This window comes from Ancylomarina longa, assembly GCF_003996985.1.
GTDB classification, from domain to species: Bacteria; Bacteroidota; Bacteroidia; order Bacteroidales; family Marinifilaceae; genus Ancylomarina_A; species Ancylomarina_A longa.
The window spans coordinates 1-18,349 of the sequence record NZ_RJJX01000017.1 but is presented as its reverse complement, the minus strand read 5'-3'; the positions used below and the strand labels follow the sequence as shown (position 1 = coordinate 18,349).

15 protein-coding genes are annotated in these 18,349 nt (G+C 35.6%); 10 read left to right on the top strand and 5 right to left on the bottom strand.

Features of this window, described 5'->3' with window-relative positions:
* Positions 1-86 precede the first annotated feature (86 nt).
* The 9 genes from pstC (at position 87) to DLK05_RS11740 (ending at position 11,300) form a co-directional block, all read left to right on the top strand.
* On the top strand, positions 87-941 hold the full coding sequence (gene pstC, locus DLK05_RS11780; RefSeq protein ID WP_127344205.1) for a phosphate ABC transporter permease subunit PstC: 855 nt from the start codon (positions 87-89) through the stop codon (positions 939-941).
* 95 nt (positions 942-1,036) lie between these two features.
* Positions 1,037-1,930, top strand: coding sequence for a phosphate ABC transporter permease PstA (gene pstA / locus DLK05_RS11775; RefSeq protein WP_127344204.1), 894 nt, complete (start codon positions 1,037-1,039; stop codon positions 1,928-1,930).
* On the top strand, positions 1,912-2,754 hold the full coding sequence (pstB, locus tag DLK05_RS11770; protein ID WP_235831995.1) for a phosphate ABC transporter ATP-binding protein PstB: 843 nt from the start codon (positions 1,912-1,914) through the stop codon (positions 2,752-2,754). Before pstA ends, pstB begins: the two co-directional genes overlap by 19 nt.
* 41 nt (positions 2,755-2,795) lie before the next feature.
* Complete coding sequence (locus DLK05_RS11765) at positions 2,796-3,506, top strand: phosphate signaling complex PhoU family protein (protein ID WP_127344203.1); 711 nt, start codon at positions 2,796-2,798, stop codon at positions 3,504-3,506.
* 248 nt (positions 3,507-3,754) lie between these two features.
* Positions 3,755-4,744, top strand: coding sequence for an L-glyceraldehyde 3-phosphate reductase (gene mgrA / locus DLK05_RS11760; RefSeq protein ID WP_127344202.1), 990 nt, complete (start codon positions 3,755-3,757; stop codon positions 4,742-4,744).
* 224 nt (positions 4,745-4,968) lie between these two features.
* Positions 4,969-5,313 carry a hypothetical protein gene (locus DLK05_RS11755; RefSeq protein WP_127344201.1) on the top strand — a complete coding sequence of 115 codons (345 nt, stop codon included), beginning with the start codon at positions 4,969-4,971 and terminating at the stop codon, positions 5,311-5,313.
* Between the two features lie 190 nt (positions 5,314-5,503).
* Complete coding sequence (locus DLK05_RS11750) at positions 5,504-7,489, top strand: tetratricopeptide repeat-containing sensor histidine kinase (protein ID WP_209319852.1); 1,986 nt, start codon at positions 5,504-5,506, stop codon at positions 7,487-7,489.
* 395 nt (positions 7,490-7,884) lie between these two features.
* The gene (locus DLK05_RS11745; protein WP_127344199.1) at positions 7,885-9,501 is read left to right on the top strand and encodes an ABC-F family ATP-binding cassette domain-containing protein; all 1,617 of its coding nucleotides are present in this window, start codon (positions 7,885-7,887) and stop codon (positions 9,499-9,501) included.
* A gap of 617 nt (positions 9,502-10,118) precedes the next feature.
* Positions 10,119-11,300: a phosphopentomutase gene (locus DLK05_RS11740; RefSeq protein ID WP_127344198.1), complete on the top strand. Its 1,182-nt coding sequence runs from the start codon at positions 10,119-10,121 to the stop codon at positions 11,298-11,300.
* Between the two features lie 137 nt (positions 11,301-11,437).
* Here the strand turns inward: DLK05_RS11740 and DLK05_RS11735 are convergent, their stop codons facing one another.
* The 3 genes from DLK05_RS11735 to DLK05_RS11725 all read right to left on the bottom strand — a co-directional run bounded on the left by DLK05_RS11735 (position 11,438) and on the right by DLK05_RS11725 (position 15,714).
* Positions 11,438-14,080: a transglutaminase domain-containing protein gene (locus tag DLK05_RS11735; protein WP_127344197.1), complete on the bottom strand. Its 2,643-nt coding sequence runs from the start codon at positions 14,078-14,080 to the stop codon at positions 11,438-11,440.
* An 8-nt stretch (positions 14,081-14,088) separates the two neighbouring features.
* Positions 14,089-14,850, bottom strand: coding sequence for a copper homeostasis protein CutC (locus DLK05_RS11730; protein WP_127344196.1), 762 nt, complete (start codon positions 14,848-14,850; stop codon positions 14,089-14,091).
* Between the two features lie 108 nt (positions 14,851-14,958).
* Positions 14,959-15,714: a hypothetical protein gene (locus DLK05_RS11725; RefSeq protein ID WP_127344195.1), complete on the bottom strand. Its 756-nt coding sequence runs from the start codon at positions 15,712-15,714 to the stop codon at positions 14,959-14,961.
* Positions 15,715-15,870: 156 nt separating this feature from the next.
* Here DLK05_RS11725 and nadA point away from each other — a divergent pair, with 156 nt between their 5' ends.
* The gene (gene nadA, locus DLK05_RS11720) at positions 15,871-16,797 is read left to right on the top strand and encodes a quinolinate synthase NadA (protein WP_127344194.1); all 927 of its coding nucleotides are present in this window, start codon (positions 15,871-15,873) and stop codon (positions 16,795-16,797) included.
* Positions 16,798-16,857: 60 nt separating this feature from the next.
* Here the strand turns inward: nadA and DLK05_RS11715 are convergent, their stop codons facing one another.
* Both DLK05_RS11715 and DLK05_RS11710 read right to left on the bottom strand, forming a co-directional pair.
* A complete protein-coding gene (locus tag DLK05_RS11715; protein WP_127344193.1) occupies positions 16,858-17,571 on the bottom strand; it encodes a hypothetical protein in 714 nt (237 codons plus the stop codon).
* Between the two features lie 133 nt (positions 17,572-17,704).
* Positions 17,705-18,118, bottom strand: coding sequence for a hypothetical protein (locus DLK05_RS11710; RefSeq protein WP_127344192.1), 414 nt, complete (start codon positions 18,116-18,118; stop codon positions 17,705-17,707).
* Between the last annotated feature and the right edge of the window lie 231 nt (positions 18,119-18,349).

Sequence of the window (18,349 nt, the reverse complement as noted above, 5' to 3'; positions counted from 1 at the left end):
TCTTATGGCTTAGATAAGAAAAAAGTTCTCCAGGACTATCGTAAAAACAAGCTCGTTCTTATATTTTTTTGAATTGTATAAAGCTCATGAATAGCGAAAAAATATTCAAATATCTTCTGGCTAGTAGCGGTATTCTTATTGTGTTAATAGCAGTAGGAATTGTTGCTACTCTTTTTGTTGGATCCATCCCCTCTTTTAAAGAATACGGATTTGGATTCATTTTCTCGTCCGATTGGAATCCTACCGAAGGCAGGGAATCATACGGTGCCCTTCCATTTATCATCGGCACTTTGATGACATCCATTCTGGCTTTATTAATAACATTCCCATTCGCCTTCTCCATTTCTTTATTCTTAGGAGAATATTTTAAGCACGGCAAGCTTCCTTCATTTTTAAGATCTGTCATCGATCTTCTTGCAGGAATCCCTTCGGTTGTATATGGATTATGGGGATTTTATGCATTAAGACCTTTAATCTCGGAATTAGGTATTAACGCGCAAGGCTTTGGTATATTCACTTCTTCCATTGTGTTGGCAATCATGATTATTCCTTATGCTTCCTCTTTAGGTTCCGAGGTAATCTCTATGGTTCCCGGTAGTTTAAAGGAGGCAGCCTACTCGCTCGGAGCTACTCGTTTCGAGGTGGTAAGGAATGTTATTATCCCAAATGCAGGTTCCGGAATTTTTGCAGGTTACATCCTCGCTTTGGGAAGAGCAATTGGTGAAACAATGGCAGTAACCATGTTGATTGGTAACTCCAATAAAATCCCGGCAGGAATTTTTGATCTGGGGAATACCATGGCTAGTTTAATTGCAAACCAATTTGGAGAAGCTGAAGGCTTAAAATACACATCACTTGTAGAAATAGGACTAATCCTTTTCATCATCACAGGTATTGTAAACCTTCTTGGTAAATTAATAATGAAAAAATTATCGGCATAGCCTACTTAAATAATACAGAAGGTAAGATCCATGAATAAATGATTATTCACTTCATGGTAATTTCCATCTGATCTTAACATGGAAACTATAAACTGATGAATATCTCTACTGAAATATCCGATCGAAACATCAAACGCCGTCTGCTAAAGGATAAGATCTTTACTTATGGCATGATTTCGTTCGCTTTTCTTTCCAGCATTCCGCTTTTCCTTATTCTTTACGAATTGATTTTAAAAGGATACAAGCAAATCAACATCAACTTTTTATTTGAAGTTGCACCGGATACAATGGATGCAATGATTGCAGTAAGTAATCATGAAATTATACCTGGCGGTATCGCCAATGGTATTGTAGGAACTCTCATTATTGTGGGTTTAGCTTCTATCATTGCCATTCCGTTGGGAATTATTTGCGGAACCTATCTCTCCGAAAATGCCGAGGATAGATTTGCAGGTATCGTCCGTTTTATTGTAGATATGCTGCAAGGAGTACCTTCCATCGTTTTGGGAGTTATTGGTTACATTTGGATTGTGAAACCTGTAACTGGTGGATTTTCAGCACTTGCAGGTAGCATTGCTCTATCCATTATGATGTTACCATCAATTGTTCGATCTACTGAGGAAACCTTAAAAATGATTCCTATATCCTTAAAGGAAGCCGCCTTATCATTAGGAGTACCTTACCACAGAGTCATGTTAAAAGTTGTGATACCTACCGGAATTTCCGGTATCTTAACCGGAGTGATGCTGGGAATATCCAGAATCGCCGGAGAAACAGCGCCACTGATGCTTACCGCTTTAGGAAGTACTGCTATACAAACAAATATCACCCAACCTACCAGTGCTATTCCGCTTCTGGTATGGGAATTTTATAACGATCCCAATTTAGTCAGCATGATTTGGAGTGCTTCTTTATTACTTCTAATTCTAATTTTATGCTTAAACCTGGGAGCTAAAGCAATTGCTAAAAAATGGAAAGTACAATACTAGCTGAAATGCCAATTACCAAAACAAATAAAAAATTGAACGTGATACAGAATTCAATAGAACATATAGACTCTCCTGTTTTAAAAATTGATGATTTATCTGTTTCGTATGGAGGAGATAAATATTCTATCCGCAATGTGAGTGCCGGAATTGCCAGAAATAAAATTACGGCAATCATGGGACCATCCGGTTGTGGGAAAAGCACCCTCCTGAGAGCTGTAAATCGCATGCATGAATTGTATCCCAACACTCACAATAAGGGAGCCGTTTATTTGGGCGATGAAAATATATACAAGCTAAACCCTATTCAACTTCGACGCAAAATTGGTATGGTTTTTCAACGCCCTAATCCATTTCCAACCATGAGTATCTACGATAATGTAATTGCTGGTTTTAATCTCAACGGTATCAAACTAAAACGACCTGAGAAAGATGAGATTGTGGAACGATCCTTACGCGAAGTTGGGTTATGGGATGAGGTGAAAGATGCACTTCACAATCGGGGAACTTTTCTTTCCGGAGGTCAGCAACAACGTTTATGTATTGCTCGTGCATTGGCTTATACGCCGGAAATAATCCTTTTGGATGAACCCACATCTGCCCTTGATCCTATTGCTACCGCTAAAATTGAAGATTTATTGGTGAAATTAAAAAAAGACTTTACAATTGTTTTAGTCACTCATAACATGTCGCAGGCTGCCAGAATTTCAGATTATTCTATGTTTATGTATTTAGGAGAACTTGTAGAATATGGCAAAACAAAGCAGATGTTCACTATGCCAAAAGATAATCGTACGGAAGAATATCTTACCGGAAAAATAGGTTAATTCCGCTTCGTAAATTATAATCTATTAATAAAACACGAACCATGTCCATAAAAAAAGATAAGCGATTTGATAAGCTGCACCTTGATTTTAGTAAAATGAAACTGGTATTGTTTGAACAGTTTGAAATATTAGATGAATTGGTGCTAACTGGTTTAAATAAAATGGATCCCAAAACAGTTGATCATTTTAAAAAGAATGAGGAAAAACTCGATCAGTTCGAACTGAAAATGAGCGATAATATCATATTAACCATGGGATTGCAACAACCAATGGCAAAAGATTTGCGCTTGATGGTTTCCTATTTCAGAATGATTGGTCACTTGGAGCGTATTGGTGATCAACTAAATAATGTGATGCGATTTTTCCATAAAATGGATCCTCCTTGTATTCCTGAAAATCAGAAAGAGTCGGTACTAAATATGCTTTCCATTAGTGAAAAAATGGTACGTAAGGCACTTATCTCTTTTGAAGACGGAGATCACGAATACGCCATTTGGACCATTAAAAACGACGAGATAGTTGATGAAATGCAGTCTCAATTGTTAAAACGAATGGTAAAAAAGAATGCTCCCGAAGGTGTAGAGCCAACGATCATCTACAACCTACTTAATTTTAATAGTATTCTTGGCAGCATTGAACGTATTGCTGATAATGCAACCAATATTGCCGAAGCATCGATTTACTATTTACAAGGCATTGATTTGCGTCATCAGGAATTACCCGAGGAAGATGATAAAGAACCAACAAAATAAGGATATTCACCTTTCCACTGATATTATCTGGCATGTGGAGATTAGGAGAACTTTATTTTTCTAATCTCACACTTGCTTTAACCAAATAACACCTCCTTCTCTTAATACAAATATTTCTATTAATAAGGGATCTTTAATTCCTGGTTCACATCAAGGCTTCGTGTATTTTTTTTGAGATTAGCCTCATTGGGTAATTTCAACTTCTTTTTCTTTTGTTATCTTCACGCTACAATTAAAAAGAAGAAACTATGTACAAAGCATCAGAAGCCAGATACCAAGATATGCCCTACCGCCGATGTGGTAGAAGTGGACTGTTATTGCCTGCCATTTCATTAGGATTATGGCACAATTTCGGACATATTGATATATATGATGATTTCAAAAATATCATCTACAGGGCCTTTGACCGAGGTATTACCCATTTTGATTTAGCCAACAATTACGGACCTCCTGCTGGTTCGGCAGAAGAGAACTTTGGAAGAATTTTTAAGCAAGACCTGAAAGCCTATCGCGACGAAATGATTATCTCCACAAAGGCAGGTTACTATATGTGGCCAGGCCCTTATGGTGAATGGGGATCACGAAAATATTTAATCGCCAGTCTTGATCAAAGCTTAAAAAGAATGGGACTGGATTATGTCGATATTTTCTACTCCCATCGTCCCGACCCCAATACACCTTTAGAAGAAACCATGATGGCTTTAGATCATGTGGTTCGGCAAGGTAAAGCGCTTTATGTGGGTATTTCGTCCTATTCACCGGATCAGACTCGCGAGGCAGCTCGAATTTTGAGAGAATTAGGTACTCCATGTTTAATTCACCAGCCCAGATATTCCATGTTCGATCGCTGGGTAGAAGATGGCTTATTGGATACCATAGAAAAGGATGGAATTGGATCCATAGTCTTCTCCCCTTTGGCACAAGGTTTATTAACCAATAAATATATCAAAGGAATTCCCGAAGGTTCAAGAGCAGCTAAAGCACACGGTTTTCTTCAAAAAGATCAGATCACGGAAAGTGTAATTAAAAAAGTAGTTGCATTAAACGATATAGCAAAGAACAGAAATCAAAGTCTTGCGCAAATGGCTATCGTATGGTTGCTAAAAGACGAACGCATCACCTCTGTTTTGGTAGGTTCCAGTTCGGTTCAACAACTCGATCAGAATATCGACAGTTTAAGGAATCTAAACTTTGAACATTCTGAATTGAAGTCTATTGAAGATATATTGAATTTCTAAAAAAACTTCATTGAAGAAACTATATAATTTAAAAGAAAAAGAACTACGATTCCAATCTTTAAATATTGTATCATCTGATAAATACAGGAGTGTAGTTTTCAATTTGGCTATACTATTCCTTTTTATATATTTTATGTAGCTTTCCATTTGCTTTACCATAGTAATTTCGTAATTTCATCCGGTGAAAATCTATAGTACATATTTTTAACCAAAAATGATTTAAAATGAGATTATTTAAACCCTATGTAAATTTGACGAAATCTGAATCTACTGGAATTTACACCATGAATGCTGTGGTTGCCTTACCTAAAGGCTATGCTCTAAGTTCATTAAGTCAGAGCGAAATTAAAAAAAACGGTAAAAAGCTATGGGCTGTAACTGCCAAAGTAATTACGAATGGTTCAGAAAGCAATGCAATGGCTGAGTTTTCGGTTCCCTTAGAACAGGGTCCAACAAAGGAAGTTAAAAGCACTAGTATGGTTATCGTAGAATCCTCAGCTTTGAGAAATCCAGTTGAAGATAATAGTACCGAAGTGGACTATGAAGATGCAGAATCAACTCTTCCTTAAAATCAGTTAAAAAATAAAATGTTGAATGATGAATGGCAGGCTTCATAAAGAATCTTCTGTTTGTCATTCATTTTTCATATATTAGTTTTTGTTTTTCATCCGTTTAGCAATTACAATGTTAAAACTACCACTATTCATATGCTTTCTATTTTTACAGATGTATACAGCATCTGCTCAAATAATCGAATTTGTGGAAAATAAATTAGATACGCTTACGGATGACCAATCAAAAATTGAATTCTTAAACGATTGGACAGGCAAAAACTACAGGAAATCTCCCAAAGAAGCACTTTTCTATGCTGAAAAAACAATTCAACTGGCTAATGCTACCAATAATTACTCCGATGCCGGGCAAGCTCTCATTCGCATTGGTTTGATTCATTATCGCAAAGCGGATTACAACAATGCGCTTTCCTATTATTCTAAAGCAATAGATCAATTTTCTCAATCTCAGGATTCTCTTGGAATTAACCAAACCTACCTAAATCGTGGCAATATTTATCTAAATCGAAATGAGTACACTCAAGCATTCAAAGATTTTCTAAGTTGCTATAAATATTCTTTAAAATATAAAAATTATCAATTAGCAGCATTATCACTAAACAGCTTAGGTCTTGTCAAGAAACACCTGAAAGATTACAATAAGGCTTTGGAATATTATAGGAGAGCTGCACAAATATTTAAAGAGAAAGATTTAATATTATCGCTGTACAGTTCTAATACAAATATCGCCAACATCTTATCCATACAAAATAAGTTTTCTGAAGCACTCACCTATTATAAAAAAAATTTAGATGTATTGAAACAAAAGTCCAGTAAATATCGTCTGGCACAAACCTATCACAATATTGGTGCTTGTTTTTTGGAAATGAAACAATATCAGCTTGCCTTGCAATATCAAAAACAAAGTCTGCAATTAAAAAAAGAACTGGGTAATAAAAATTCAATTCTTATCTCGCTTAACGGAATTTCACAGGCTTATTATATGCTCAATGAATTCGAAAAATCCTTGCAATACAGCAAACGTGCATTTCAATTGGCTTCGGAAACAGGTAATCTGGAAGGTCAGCAAAGCAGCAGTAGGGAGATTCTTAAAACATTCTCCTATTTAAATCAACCCGATAGTGTTATCTATTATTTTGACACCTATAAAGCAGTAACCGATAGCCTTCTGAACAAGGAGAACTTGCAACAAATTGCAAACCTGCAAACCAAGTACGAGACAGAAAAAAAGGTAGCACATATTACAGCTTTAGAAAAGGAAAATAAAACCAATCTGAAACAGAGAAACGGACTTTTGATCTTTCTTATTTTACTACTGGCTTATGCTGTATTTATTATTCAATCGTTTTATAAAAACAAAAAAATTAACAAGCTCCTACAGATTCAAAAATCAAGAATTGAATGGCACAAACATTTATTAGATGCCAGAAATCAAGATCTGCAAATATCCAACCAAACCAAGAACAAACTATTCCAAATTATATCGCACGATTTACGATCCCCACTTGCTTCGGTATCCGGAATATCAAAATTAATTCCCTTGTTTATTGAGCAAGGCCGTTTCAAATTACTGAATGAAACAAGTAAGGATCTGGAAGAATCTATTCGCAGGGTGCTGAATTTAACGGATAACTTATTGGCCTGGTCCTTAAATCAATCGGGTAAATTACCTTATCGTCCGGTTTCGATCTCATTGAAAAATATTTTAATGGCGAATATGGAAACCTACCAATCTGTTGCCAAACAAAAAAACATTCATCTCCAATTAATAATAGATGAAGATTGTGCTATTCTTGCTGATCGCCACATGCTGGAAACAGTAATTCGTAATCTGATTAACAATGCTATCAAATTTACAGCTGAAGGTGGAATTATTATTCTGGGAGCAAAATGTAAAGAAAAAATAACCGAGATATGGGTGAAAGATAGCGGCGTTGGCATTGATACAGATAAAATATCGCAGCTTTTCGTACTGAATGATGGCAAATCGAGTGCAGGAACCAGAGGCGAAAGTGGTAATGGTTTGGGTTTAATTCTTTGTAGAGATTTTGTTCACCAGAATAATGGCAAATTATGGGTGGATAGCACGGTAGGTGTTGGCAGTACCTTTCGATTCACAATTCCAAATACGGAACAAGTATGTAAAAAAGAGGATGTCCTAACTTCCTGCTAATTTATTTCAGTAATCCCTTTTTTAAAACACTGAAAACACCGAATATTTTCCTGGTTGAACCTTTATTTTTAAGTACACAAGTGAAATAATTATCTACCTTTTTATGCTTGGATTTCTGCGTTTCTAAAACATCATTTTCTTCAAAAAAACAATTTTGAAATTGCGGATTGCAGAAGAAACCTCACAGCCTATTTCGTAGCAAAGCGGAGGAATGGCGAGGAGTTGTAACGGAAAGCCTGACCTGTAAGGGAGCGCCTAAACACTTCAATGAAAGACTTTAGGCTCGAAACAAGGACTCTAGTTTTATTTGGGCACCAACTTTAATGCTGATGAATTGTTCGTATCTTAAAGAAATATTGCTACTTTTGCCGCCTGAATAAAAAGTTCTACATATTATGATTTCAGTTTCAAACTTATCTATCCAATTTGGGAAAAAGCCGCTTTTCCAGGATGTAAATATCAAATTCACACCGGGAAATTGCTATGGCGTTATTGGTGCTAATGGTGCAGGAAAATCAACTTTTCTGAAAATTATTTCGGGTGAATTAGACTCCACTTCGGGGAAAGTGATGATGGAGCCAGGCGAACGTATGGCTGTATTAAAACAGGATCACTTCGAATTTGATGAATTCACCGTTCTGGATACCGTAATTAATGGTCATGCCGAGCTGTGGAAAATAATACAGGAAAAGAATGATATTTATGCCAAGCCCGATTTTTCGGAAGCGGATGGAATAAAAGCTTCGGAACTGGAAGAAGTTTTTGCGGAAATGAATGGTTGGAATGCTGAAAGTGATGCTGCAGAATTATTGAGCGGTTTGGGAATTAAGGAAGCGCTGCATTACAAGTTGATGAAAGAATTAAGTGGTAAAGAAAAAGTACGTGTTTTGCTAGCACAGGCGCTTTTCGGAAATCCGGATAACTTGCTTTTGGATGAGCCTACCAATGATCTTGATCTGGAAACAGTAATGTGGTTAGAAAACTATTTGGCCAACTTCGATAATACAGTTATTGTTGTATCCCACGACCGTCACTTTTTAGATTCGGTATGTACCGATATTGTGGACATCGACTTTGGTAAAGTAAAGCTGTTCTCCGGAAACTATACATTCTGGTACGAATCTAGTCAATTGGCTGCTCGCCAGCATGCACAGCAAAACAAGAAAGCTGAAGAGAAGAAGAAAGAACTTCAGGAATTCATTGCGCGATTTAGTGCCAATGTGGCTAAATCAAAACAGACTACTTCGAGAAAGAAAATGTTGGAGAAATTGAATATTGAGGATATTCAACCATCTACACGTCGTTATCCGGGTATCATCTTCCAACAGGAACGCGAAGCCGGAGACAAAATATTTTCTTGTACAGGATTAAGCAAAACCATAGATGAAGATATTTTGTTTAGTGATGTGGAATTCACAATCGAGAAAGGCGAAAAAGTAATTTTCTTATCAAAAGATCCTCGTGCGATGACCTCCTTATTTGAAATTATTAGCGGAGTAGAAAAGGCCGATCATGGTTCCTTTGAATGGGGAGTAACCATTACAAATGCCTATCTTCCTGTAGATAACTCTTCTTTTTTTCAAGAACCAATTAGTTTGATCGATTGGCTGGCACAATTCTCTGAGGATACCAGTGAATTTTTCCTACGCGGATATCTTGGTAAAATGTTATTCTCAGGCGAGGATATCTATAAAACAGCCAATGTGTTATCGGGAGGGGAAAAAGTTCGTTGCATGATTTCCCGCATGATGTTGAAAAATGCGAATCTGCTAATCATGGATACTCCTACCAACCACTTGGATTTGGAATCAATACAATCCTTTAATAACTCGTTGAAAAACTTTGGTGGTACTGTGCTGATGTCCTCTCATGACCACGAGTTTATTCAAACGGTGAGTACTCGTATTATTGAGCTTACTCCAAATGGTGTTATCGACAAACTAATGGATTACGATGAGTATATTTCAAGCGATAAAATTAAGGAACAGCGCGAAAGAATGTATCAAAAATAAGTCTATATAAACCTTCAATACCTTCTCCCCCGGACATTCGTGCCCGGGGGTTTATTTTTTAATACCTATTGGTCCTCAGAATTTTTTGCGGTGCACGTCCTATTACCTACCGGAGTTTTTATATTACTATAAATTGACATACACTATAGTAAACTCGATATATTTCATTTAAAACGAGCTATAAAAAACCTCTCCAGAGGGATAAAAAATAGCTTGTGTCCAGCATAATGGGTTTATTCAGTAAACGGTGTCACTATATTTGTTGCATCTGTTTATAGTTTTCCTATTAAGCTTATAGAGGATTCTGTATCTAAATTATTTTCCATTAATATTAGGGTGCACAGCACCTTAACTGACATTGCACCAAGTCTATTCTATAATTTATAGAACAAGGCTGTTGCTTTCTTGCAAAACAAAATTATTAATTGAAGCAGGGAGTACTGATAACTTTATCGCCTTATTGAGATATTGAATAACAAAAAAGCAGCACACTAAAATTGATTCTAATTGTTTAAGTTATTCCCCATCCGTTGCACAGTTTTAATGGAAATATTACCTTTGTTCCACTACCTAAACAACCCATCGTAAGTAATTATCACAATTAAAAACATTAGTTTATGATTCCTAAAATTGAACGTGCTACTATTGTAGTATTAGATAGCGCAGGGGTTGGTTATTTGCCGGATGCAGAAGAATTTGGTGATGTAGGCTCCAATACATTTGGTAATATTGCGAAGCATTGTAATGGTATGAACTTACCCAATATGCAACAATTAGGATTGGGAAATCTTACAGCTATTCAAGGAGTAGAACCAAATAATGCTGCAAAAGGAGCTTATGGAAAAGCTGCCGAAGCATCAAAAGGAAAAGATACAACTACTGGTCATTGGGAAATTGCTGGCGTAAAGCTAGAGCATGCATTCCCTACCTATTCCAATGGTTTTTCTGAGCAAACTATAAAATTATTCGAAGAACGTACCGGAAGAAAAGTAATGGCAAATATGCCAGCATCAGGTACTGCTATTCTTGATGAATATGGCGAAGAGCAAATGAAAACCGGTAATTGGATTGTTTACACTTCTGCCGATCCCGTTTTTCAGATTGCAGCACACGAAGAAGTTATTCCACTGGAAGAATTGTACCGAGCTTGCGAAATTGCACTTGAGATTTGTTCTGAATTAGAGCCTGTTGCTCGTGTGATTGCCCGCCCGTATTTAGGATTTGGAAAAGGTAAATTTACACGTACTCCAAATCGTCACGATTATTCGGTTACTCCTCCAGCTCCAACCGTTTTAGATCGTATTAAAGCAAACGGACTGGATGTGATCGGAATTGGTAAAACCAAGGATATTTTTGCTGGAGTGGGTATCACTGACTCCAGGGGAACCAATACGGATAATCTGGATGGAATCAAAAAAACCTTACTTGCTTTAGAAGAAGATAGCAAGGGTTTAATATTCACCAATCTGGTTGATTTCGACATGGTTTATGGCCATCGTAGAAATCCTGAAGGTTATAAAGCAGCATTAGAAGAATTTGATCAATATCTGCCTCAATTACAGGCAAAACTAAAAGAGAACGAAATATTAATTCTTACTGCTGATCATGGTTGCGATCCAACCTACAAAGGCACCGATCATACACGGGAATATATTCCCATTATGGTTTGTGGAAAAAATATCAAGAAGAATATAAATTTGGGAATCCGTTCCTCTTTTACCGATATTGCTGCAACAGTTGAGGAGTTGTTGTTAGGCAATAAAGTAGAAGGAAGTTTTGCCCGAGATTTATATCAATAAAAGGCAGATCATCTGGATGATATATAAAGAGGGAATCCGATTCAGGATTCCCTCTTTATTATTTTTTTTCAAACCCGATTGGGTGTCAATAATATTACCAATCTTGTTAATCTTAAAGATGTTAAATTCATAAAAATCTAAATAGCATTTAATACTTTCAGCAAATGCTCATGAATTCCAATCTTGTAGCCATAGGAAACAAATTGAATTTGTCCTTTAGAATCTAAAACCAAAATAAATGGTTTTTCCAATTTCCCCTGAATGCCTAATGCACTTTTTGCAATATCAAAAAGTTGGTTGTTCCGATCTTTATAAACTGTATAATTAGATGGCATATGCTCGAAGAATGACTCAGAAAACCTTTCTTCATTAATATCATCTCCCTGAACAATTACGATTTCTCCCCCCCACTCCTCATAGGATTTCACAACATCTTTAAATTCTTCCATTAAATGCCGGGTTGGTTCTTTGCCAGGTTCTAACCATAACAGAATAATTGCTTGTTTTTTTACCAATTTCGAAAGTGCGATTTGTTTTCCTAGAGGATTTAATAGTTCCGTATCCAAACTAATATTTCCCAATACTTTGCTTGCCACTTTCGGATTGCGAAATAGAAGTTCCGCCTTGCTAGTTTTACCGGTTTTTATCTCAAAATGATTTAGATGAGCATAAACAGTTCCATCTGCTCCGCGCATTCCGGTGATCAAACGATATTTTCCTTCATCCAATTCCAGAGGATTTGGCAAATCGGATAATTTCTTGTCCCAGCCCAAATCCAAACTTTGGTAAACACCATTATTTAGCTTACCAATGCTAAAGTGCAAATAATAATTCGGATCAAAACTCGATTTTTTATCAACCAATTCCAAAGCCAAAAAGCCTTTTGCCGGTTGCCCCTTTGTTTGCTTCTCAAAATCGATATTAATCCATTTATCCCCATCAAAATATTGTGGTGTTTTAAGTGCTGGTTCTAATCTAGCAGGTATTCCCAAACTTCTGCAAAGAGCCACAAAAAATATATCTCTGGATTCCTGATTTGATATTCTTAGTTCATATACTCCTTTCGGAGTAATTGGCAAGTTATAGTAATTCTCCTCTCCTTCGATTCGGATGTGATCTACAATCCAATTTTTAATTGCAATGGTTCGTTCCTGCCTTTTTCCGAAAAAAACACCTTTAAATTGTTGTTGTAAATATCTGCGATAAGCTATCAAACCTTCATTTTTGATTCTTGGATTTAGCACATATCGATAAAATATTTCCTTTGATTTGTAATCCTGAACTTTGTAGTTATTCAACGTAGAGTTTAAATGATCTAAAAGGATTTTAGCCTGTGTATCTCGTAAATCTTTCTGTGCTATAGTTTGAAGCAAAATAATAGTCTCCTTTGAATATTGCTCAGACGATTCCTCCAGATAACTTTTAATCTCTTTCCAGTTCCCTTGGCTTTTCTTTAGCAAACTCCATACCTCCTGTTTGTTTAATTCTCTTTCCTCAGCCAATTGGTATGCAGAAACAGAATCAATAAAACCAGTGCGATAAGCTATACGGATGCTATCTTCGTTCGCCAACCGAATATCATTTTGTTTTTTCTGTTGTTCATCAATCACGTAAGGTTTTGGCTCTACAGGAGGAACCAAATTCAGATCAGAAACTTCACCACCTGTATATCCTTTACCTAATTCTAATGTCAGAGTATTCGTATTTTGCACACTTATCTTCTTGCCAGCATAATTTCCATTTTTACTTGCCCAAACCAGCAAATCTCCTATACCAGTAGTTAAATTAGTTAAACCTTTGGAGTTAGTATTTTTACTTGCAATGGGATAAAACTCTGCGTAATTATATAGACCAAAATCAACCTTAGCATTTTCTGTTTGATTCCCTTTTTCATCGACTACCCGAACATAAATCCTTTTTACCTTGGCATAATTGCCAACCACATTAATTTCTGTAAAATTGTCCGATTGATTCACAATCTTGTCACTACCAGAATAAACACCAAAAACTTTGGTATGTACCAGCATCGCTCTTCGTGCAGGCTCAGTAAACCAACCCATATTTAGGTTAGACTCTGGTTCGCAAGCTCCCATATAAAACCATTTTCCATCAACCCAAACTTCCACCCATGCATGATTATCATCGCAATGAGCCCAACGAGGAGTATACACCTGTCTGGCGGGAATACCTACTGCTCTCAATGCTGTAACTGTAAATGTTGATTCTTCGCCACATCTACCCCATGAAGTTCTCACCAGACTAAGTGGTCCGCTGGTGCGAATATCAGTAGGTGCATAATTCACTTTTTCGTGGCACCAATGATTTACTTCTAAGGCGGCTTCCTTCATTGATAGATTTTGCAATCGTGGTTTCAGTTCTTGAAGAAAAACCCAGCGAGCTGAATCCAAATTCTCATTGTTCACCCGATAGGGTAAAACAAAATGGCGAAATATATCATCAGGAATTGTTTTTCCCCATTTGAAGCTCTCTTTTGCTTTAAAAGAAGAACGAACTTGTTTTAGAAAAAAATTACCATTGTAATCTGCCAGATCACACAAAGGCATATAGGCATATAAAAATTGAAGTGCTTCTCTTTCTTCCAGACTCAGATCTTGATTAAATACATCAAACAAAGCGGCAGATCTGTTTGCAGCAAATTCCTTACGTTCTTTAAATCGTTGGGTGAGTTTTGTCCTGAATTCAGGATCTTTAATAAAATGTACATCCGAACAGCCCCAATATGTACATAGGCAAAGCAAAGGGATAATAATCTTCCTCATCAGTAAAATTATAAGTTAATGTCCTCGGCTTTTAGGATATTTGCAATTTTACGAATTTTTTCCGGATTCGCCTCAAAAAATGAATATTCAGATGATTCTTGTTTTTCTCCCATGCTTACATTTGGATTTCTAAAATTCATCTTGCTTTTCACGAGACTTTTAGCGGAGCAATGAAACTCTTGTGCGCCAGTTTCCATTTTCAAATTCAATATATTTTCTTCATTAATTCCACTACCCGGCATAATGATAATTCTCTCCTTTGCTAATTCCACAAGTCGCTTTAACATGTCTTTTCCAAATATGGCCGTTTGCATGCCACCTGAAGTCAAAATCCGATTTACCTTTAATTGAATCAATTGCTCCATGGCTAATACAGGATCCTTTACCATATCAAAAGCACGATGGAAGGTGAAACTCATGGGTTTTGATAATTCTACTAGCTCCCGAGTTCTTGGAAGATCAATACGCCCATCTGTACTTAATACACCAGATACGATCCCATCCACTCCAATACTTTTACTCATTAAAATATCCTTTTTCATACATTCAAACTCGATATCAGAATAGTGAAAATCAGATTCCCGTGGACGAATTATCACATGTACCGGAATATTAACAGATGCTTTGCAAAGTTCAATCATTGCAAAACTTGGTGTCAATCCACCTTCCTGAATTCCTGTACACAATTCAATACGGTTGGCTCCCGCTTTTTCTGCAAGAATTGCAGATTGTACAGAATAGCAACAAATCTCCAACTTCGTTCTTTTCATTTTTTAATTCCTTTCAACAATTCTATATTCGAGCCATTCTTCAATAACTCCAGTAATAATTTATATCATCAATCCTGAAACTAAAAAAGCCCCTTTCGGGGCTTTTCCTTATAAACTTATACTCTTAATATTAAGAAATTGTACAAATTGTACCAAATTAACTTCCTTTTTGGGGTTAATTTTATGATTATTTAAATACAGTTTTACATTGCTATTAGCTTCAAATTGTTTTTTAAATTTCTTTTTAGTGCTTTCCAATTTCAATAGCTTTTCTTTATTATAAAGATAAAAAGAAAGTTCTTTTATAATATGATCATCACGTTTACCTGTGTCCAAAGTAACATTATAATTAGATGTCTTGATCTTTGCATTATATCTGCATAATAAAGAATTATTGTTATCTACTACAACTTTATAAAATCCTTGCTCTGTACTCTTAAGAACACTCTCTGTAACAAATAATGACTTTGATTCAGAATAAACTACACTCCGAATTCTATATGTAGGCAAGATTTTCACCTGATCTTTGTACTTTATCTCCATTGCATTATTACGTACATCTAATCGAGTGTAAATACCTTGTAAAATGACACTATCTCTCACCAAATATACATCTGATTTTTTCCATGACGGATCCAGATAAAAGGATCCTACAAGTTGTTTACGATAAGGAATCTCATTAATGGCAGTATCGTCAATAATCTTTCCTCCAAAAGCAGCAACAGAATTTCCATTACTAATAAATTTTGTTTCTTGACTAAAAACAGTATTATCCATGCCAAAAAGGCAAACTACAATTATTGTACATGTAATTCCAAATTTGAATCCCCTATGATTCTTCATTAGTAGGTTAATCTTTTTCATTTGACTTTTAATTTTATGATTTAATTAGTTTAAAAACTTAAAGATATTTACTATTTAATTAAAATCAACAAAACCTTAACACAGATTTGAATTATTCAATAATTTAGGGATATTTGCAACTGTGTTTACCCAAAAGATTAAACAAATTAAGTACCGATGAGAGATAAAGTTCTTCAACTTGCAAAAGAGAAAAATGCGGTGATTTTGGCTCACTATTACCAAACTCCCGATATTCAAGAAATTGCAGATTTTAAGGGAGATAGTTTAGCCTTAGCACAAAAGGCCACAGAGATTGATGCAGATATTATTTTATTTGCCGGTGTACATTTCATGGCTGAAACTGCAAAAATACTGAACCCTACCAGAAAAGTCCTATTACCAGACTTGGCTGCAGGCTGTTCGCTGGCAGAATCTTGTCCTGCTGATGATTTTGCAAAGTTTAAAGAAATGCATCCCGACCATATTGTAATTTCCTACATTAATTGTACCGCTGAAATCAAAACACTCTCTGATGTGATCTGCACTTCTGGAAATGCTGTTCAAATTGTGGAATCATTTCCTCGCGAGCAAAAAATAATTTTTGCACCAGATAAAAATCTTGGAAGATATATTAATGAGGTAACTGGAAGAAATATGGTGCTTTGGGATGGAACTTGCGAGGTACACGATATTCTCTCTGCTGAAAAAATAATTCAAATGAAGATTGATAATCCGGATGCTACCCTGATAGCTCATCCGGAATGCCCAAAACCAGTTTTGATTCTGGCAGATTTTATTGGTTCTACCACAGCAATGCTTAATTACACAAAAAATAATGCATCTCATAAATTTATTGTTGCTACAGAAACAGGCATACTTCATCAAATGAAAAAAGATTCTCCTAATAAAGAGTTTTTGATTGTACCTGCTGATGAAACCTGCGCTTGCAATGATTGTGCTTATATGAAACTAAATACTATGGAAAAATTGTATTTGGCATTGAAAAATGAGCAGCCAGAAATTATTCTTCAGGAGCATATCATGATAAATGCAAAAGCTCCAATAATTCGCATGTTGGAACTATCGAAGCAATTAAAATTATAAGTTATCTTTTTAAAAATACTTCACTTTTCGAAACCATCCAATTAGGATGGTTTTCTTTTTCTAGACTTCATTCAATTGTACGCCTGCCAGTTCACAAGCTTCCTTAAAATGTAATTCTTCCGCCGCCTTATACAAAATTGCAAAAGCAACGTGAATCCATATCAACGATACAAATACTCCAATAATAAAACAAATCACTCCTAATATAATAATGAATAAAGATAGAATAGCCATTCCAAAAATCGTCCAGAAATAGCCTTTGCTTAAATAATAACTTAATTTAACTGCCTGAATTGGATCTACCTTTTTATCCATGATTAAAAAAGGAACAAAAATCAACTTTATAGCCAGATAAATGCCTGGGATAATTAATAAAACAAAACCCATACCAACAAGACCAATTACTAGAAGGTGACTAAGAATTACAAATAAAAACTTCCTGAATCCGAAAAAAATATCTTCGAAGAGCGGATTTTGATCTCTGGCAGCTTGCAAAAACAACCAATCAACACCGTAGCTAATAGGTGTAGCAACAATTATGTAGTAAACAAATCCAAGTAACCCAAGTAGGGATAAGCCAACATTAATAGAATCGTTAGCTTGCCAAAAATATTGCTTGTATCCCATTGGAGCATCCAACAAGCTAGCTACAATAATAGCCAGGAATAATACTAAAAAGTATTTTTTCATGATCCTCCAAGCTTCCTGAAAACAGCCTCCTACGGTCGGGTAAACTTTCAAAATCATATTCTCAGCACAGTAATCAATTTTCATAGCAGAAAATTTTATTTGTTTAAATGTAAAATCTTATCAGAAAAGCAAATTTTAGCTAAACTCTAGTAAATATAGCTCATATTTAAAAGACATAAAAAATGATTATTCAAAATAATTTACAATGAATGCTATTTTATTTATTGGGTATCAGCATTTTTCCACTTCTCAAGTAATAATTAATTGCCTTTCCCCACCAAATCATACTTTCTGCAAAATCATTTTTAAACTCCTTATTCATATAGGTTTCTCGCTCCTTATTTAGTACAGTATCCTGATAGGAAATATTAGTAATTATATTTTCTCCCTTATTTTCTATCAGGTGAATTGAAATCTTAACCACCTCTTGATCGAGAGTATGTCGGACAAATTCTATAATCAATTCTTCAAGTTTATATTTAGTGACGAACCATATTGTTTCTTCTGCACCTTGATGTAGTGTAGCAAAAACGCAATCCTTCTCTGCAAATCCGGATTTTAAAAATATCATTCTATAAGCCCATCTATGCAACCAATCTTTTTCCCGAACAGGACAAAATAAAGGAAACACTTCTGATCGCTTTGCACAATTATTTTAGTTATAACTTAATGTTTTTCTGATTTTTGTTGGATTTATTTCCATATGTTTCTAATCATTATTGTCCTAATTAAATTGGCGCTTCGCCCAAACCCGACTTCATTTTTTGGCTTGATCCAAAAAACAGAAGCAAAAAAGATCAAGGCTGCTTTTTAAATACCTTTCTTATTTGCCTCATGCTTAAGTGCGGCCGGGGGATTTTCG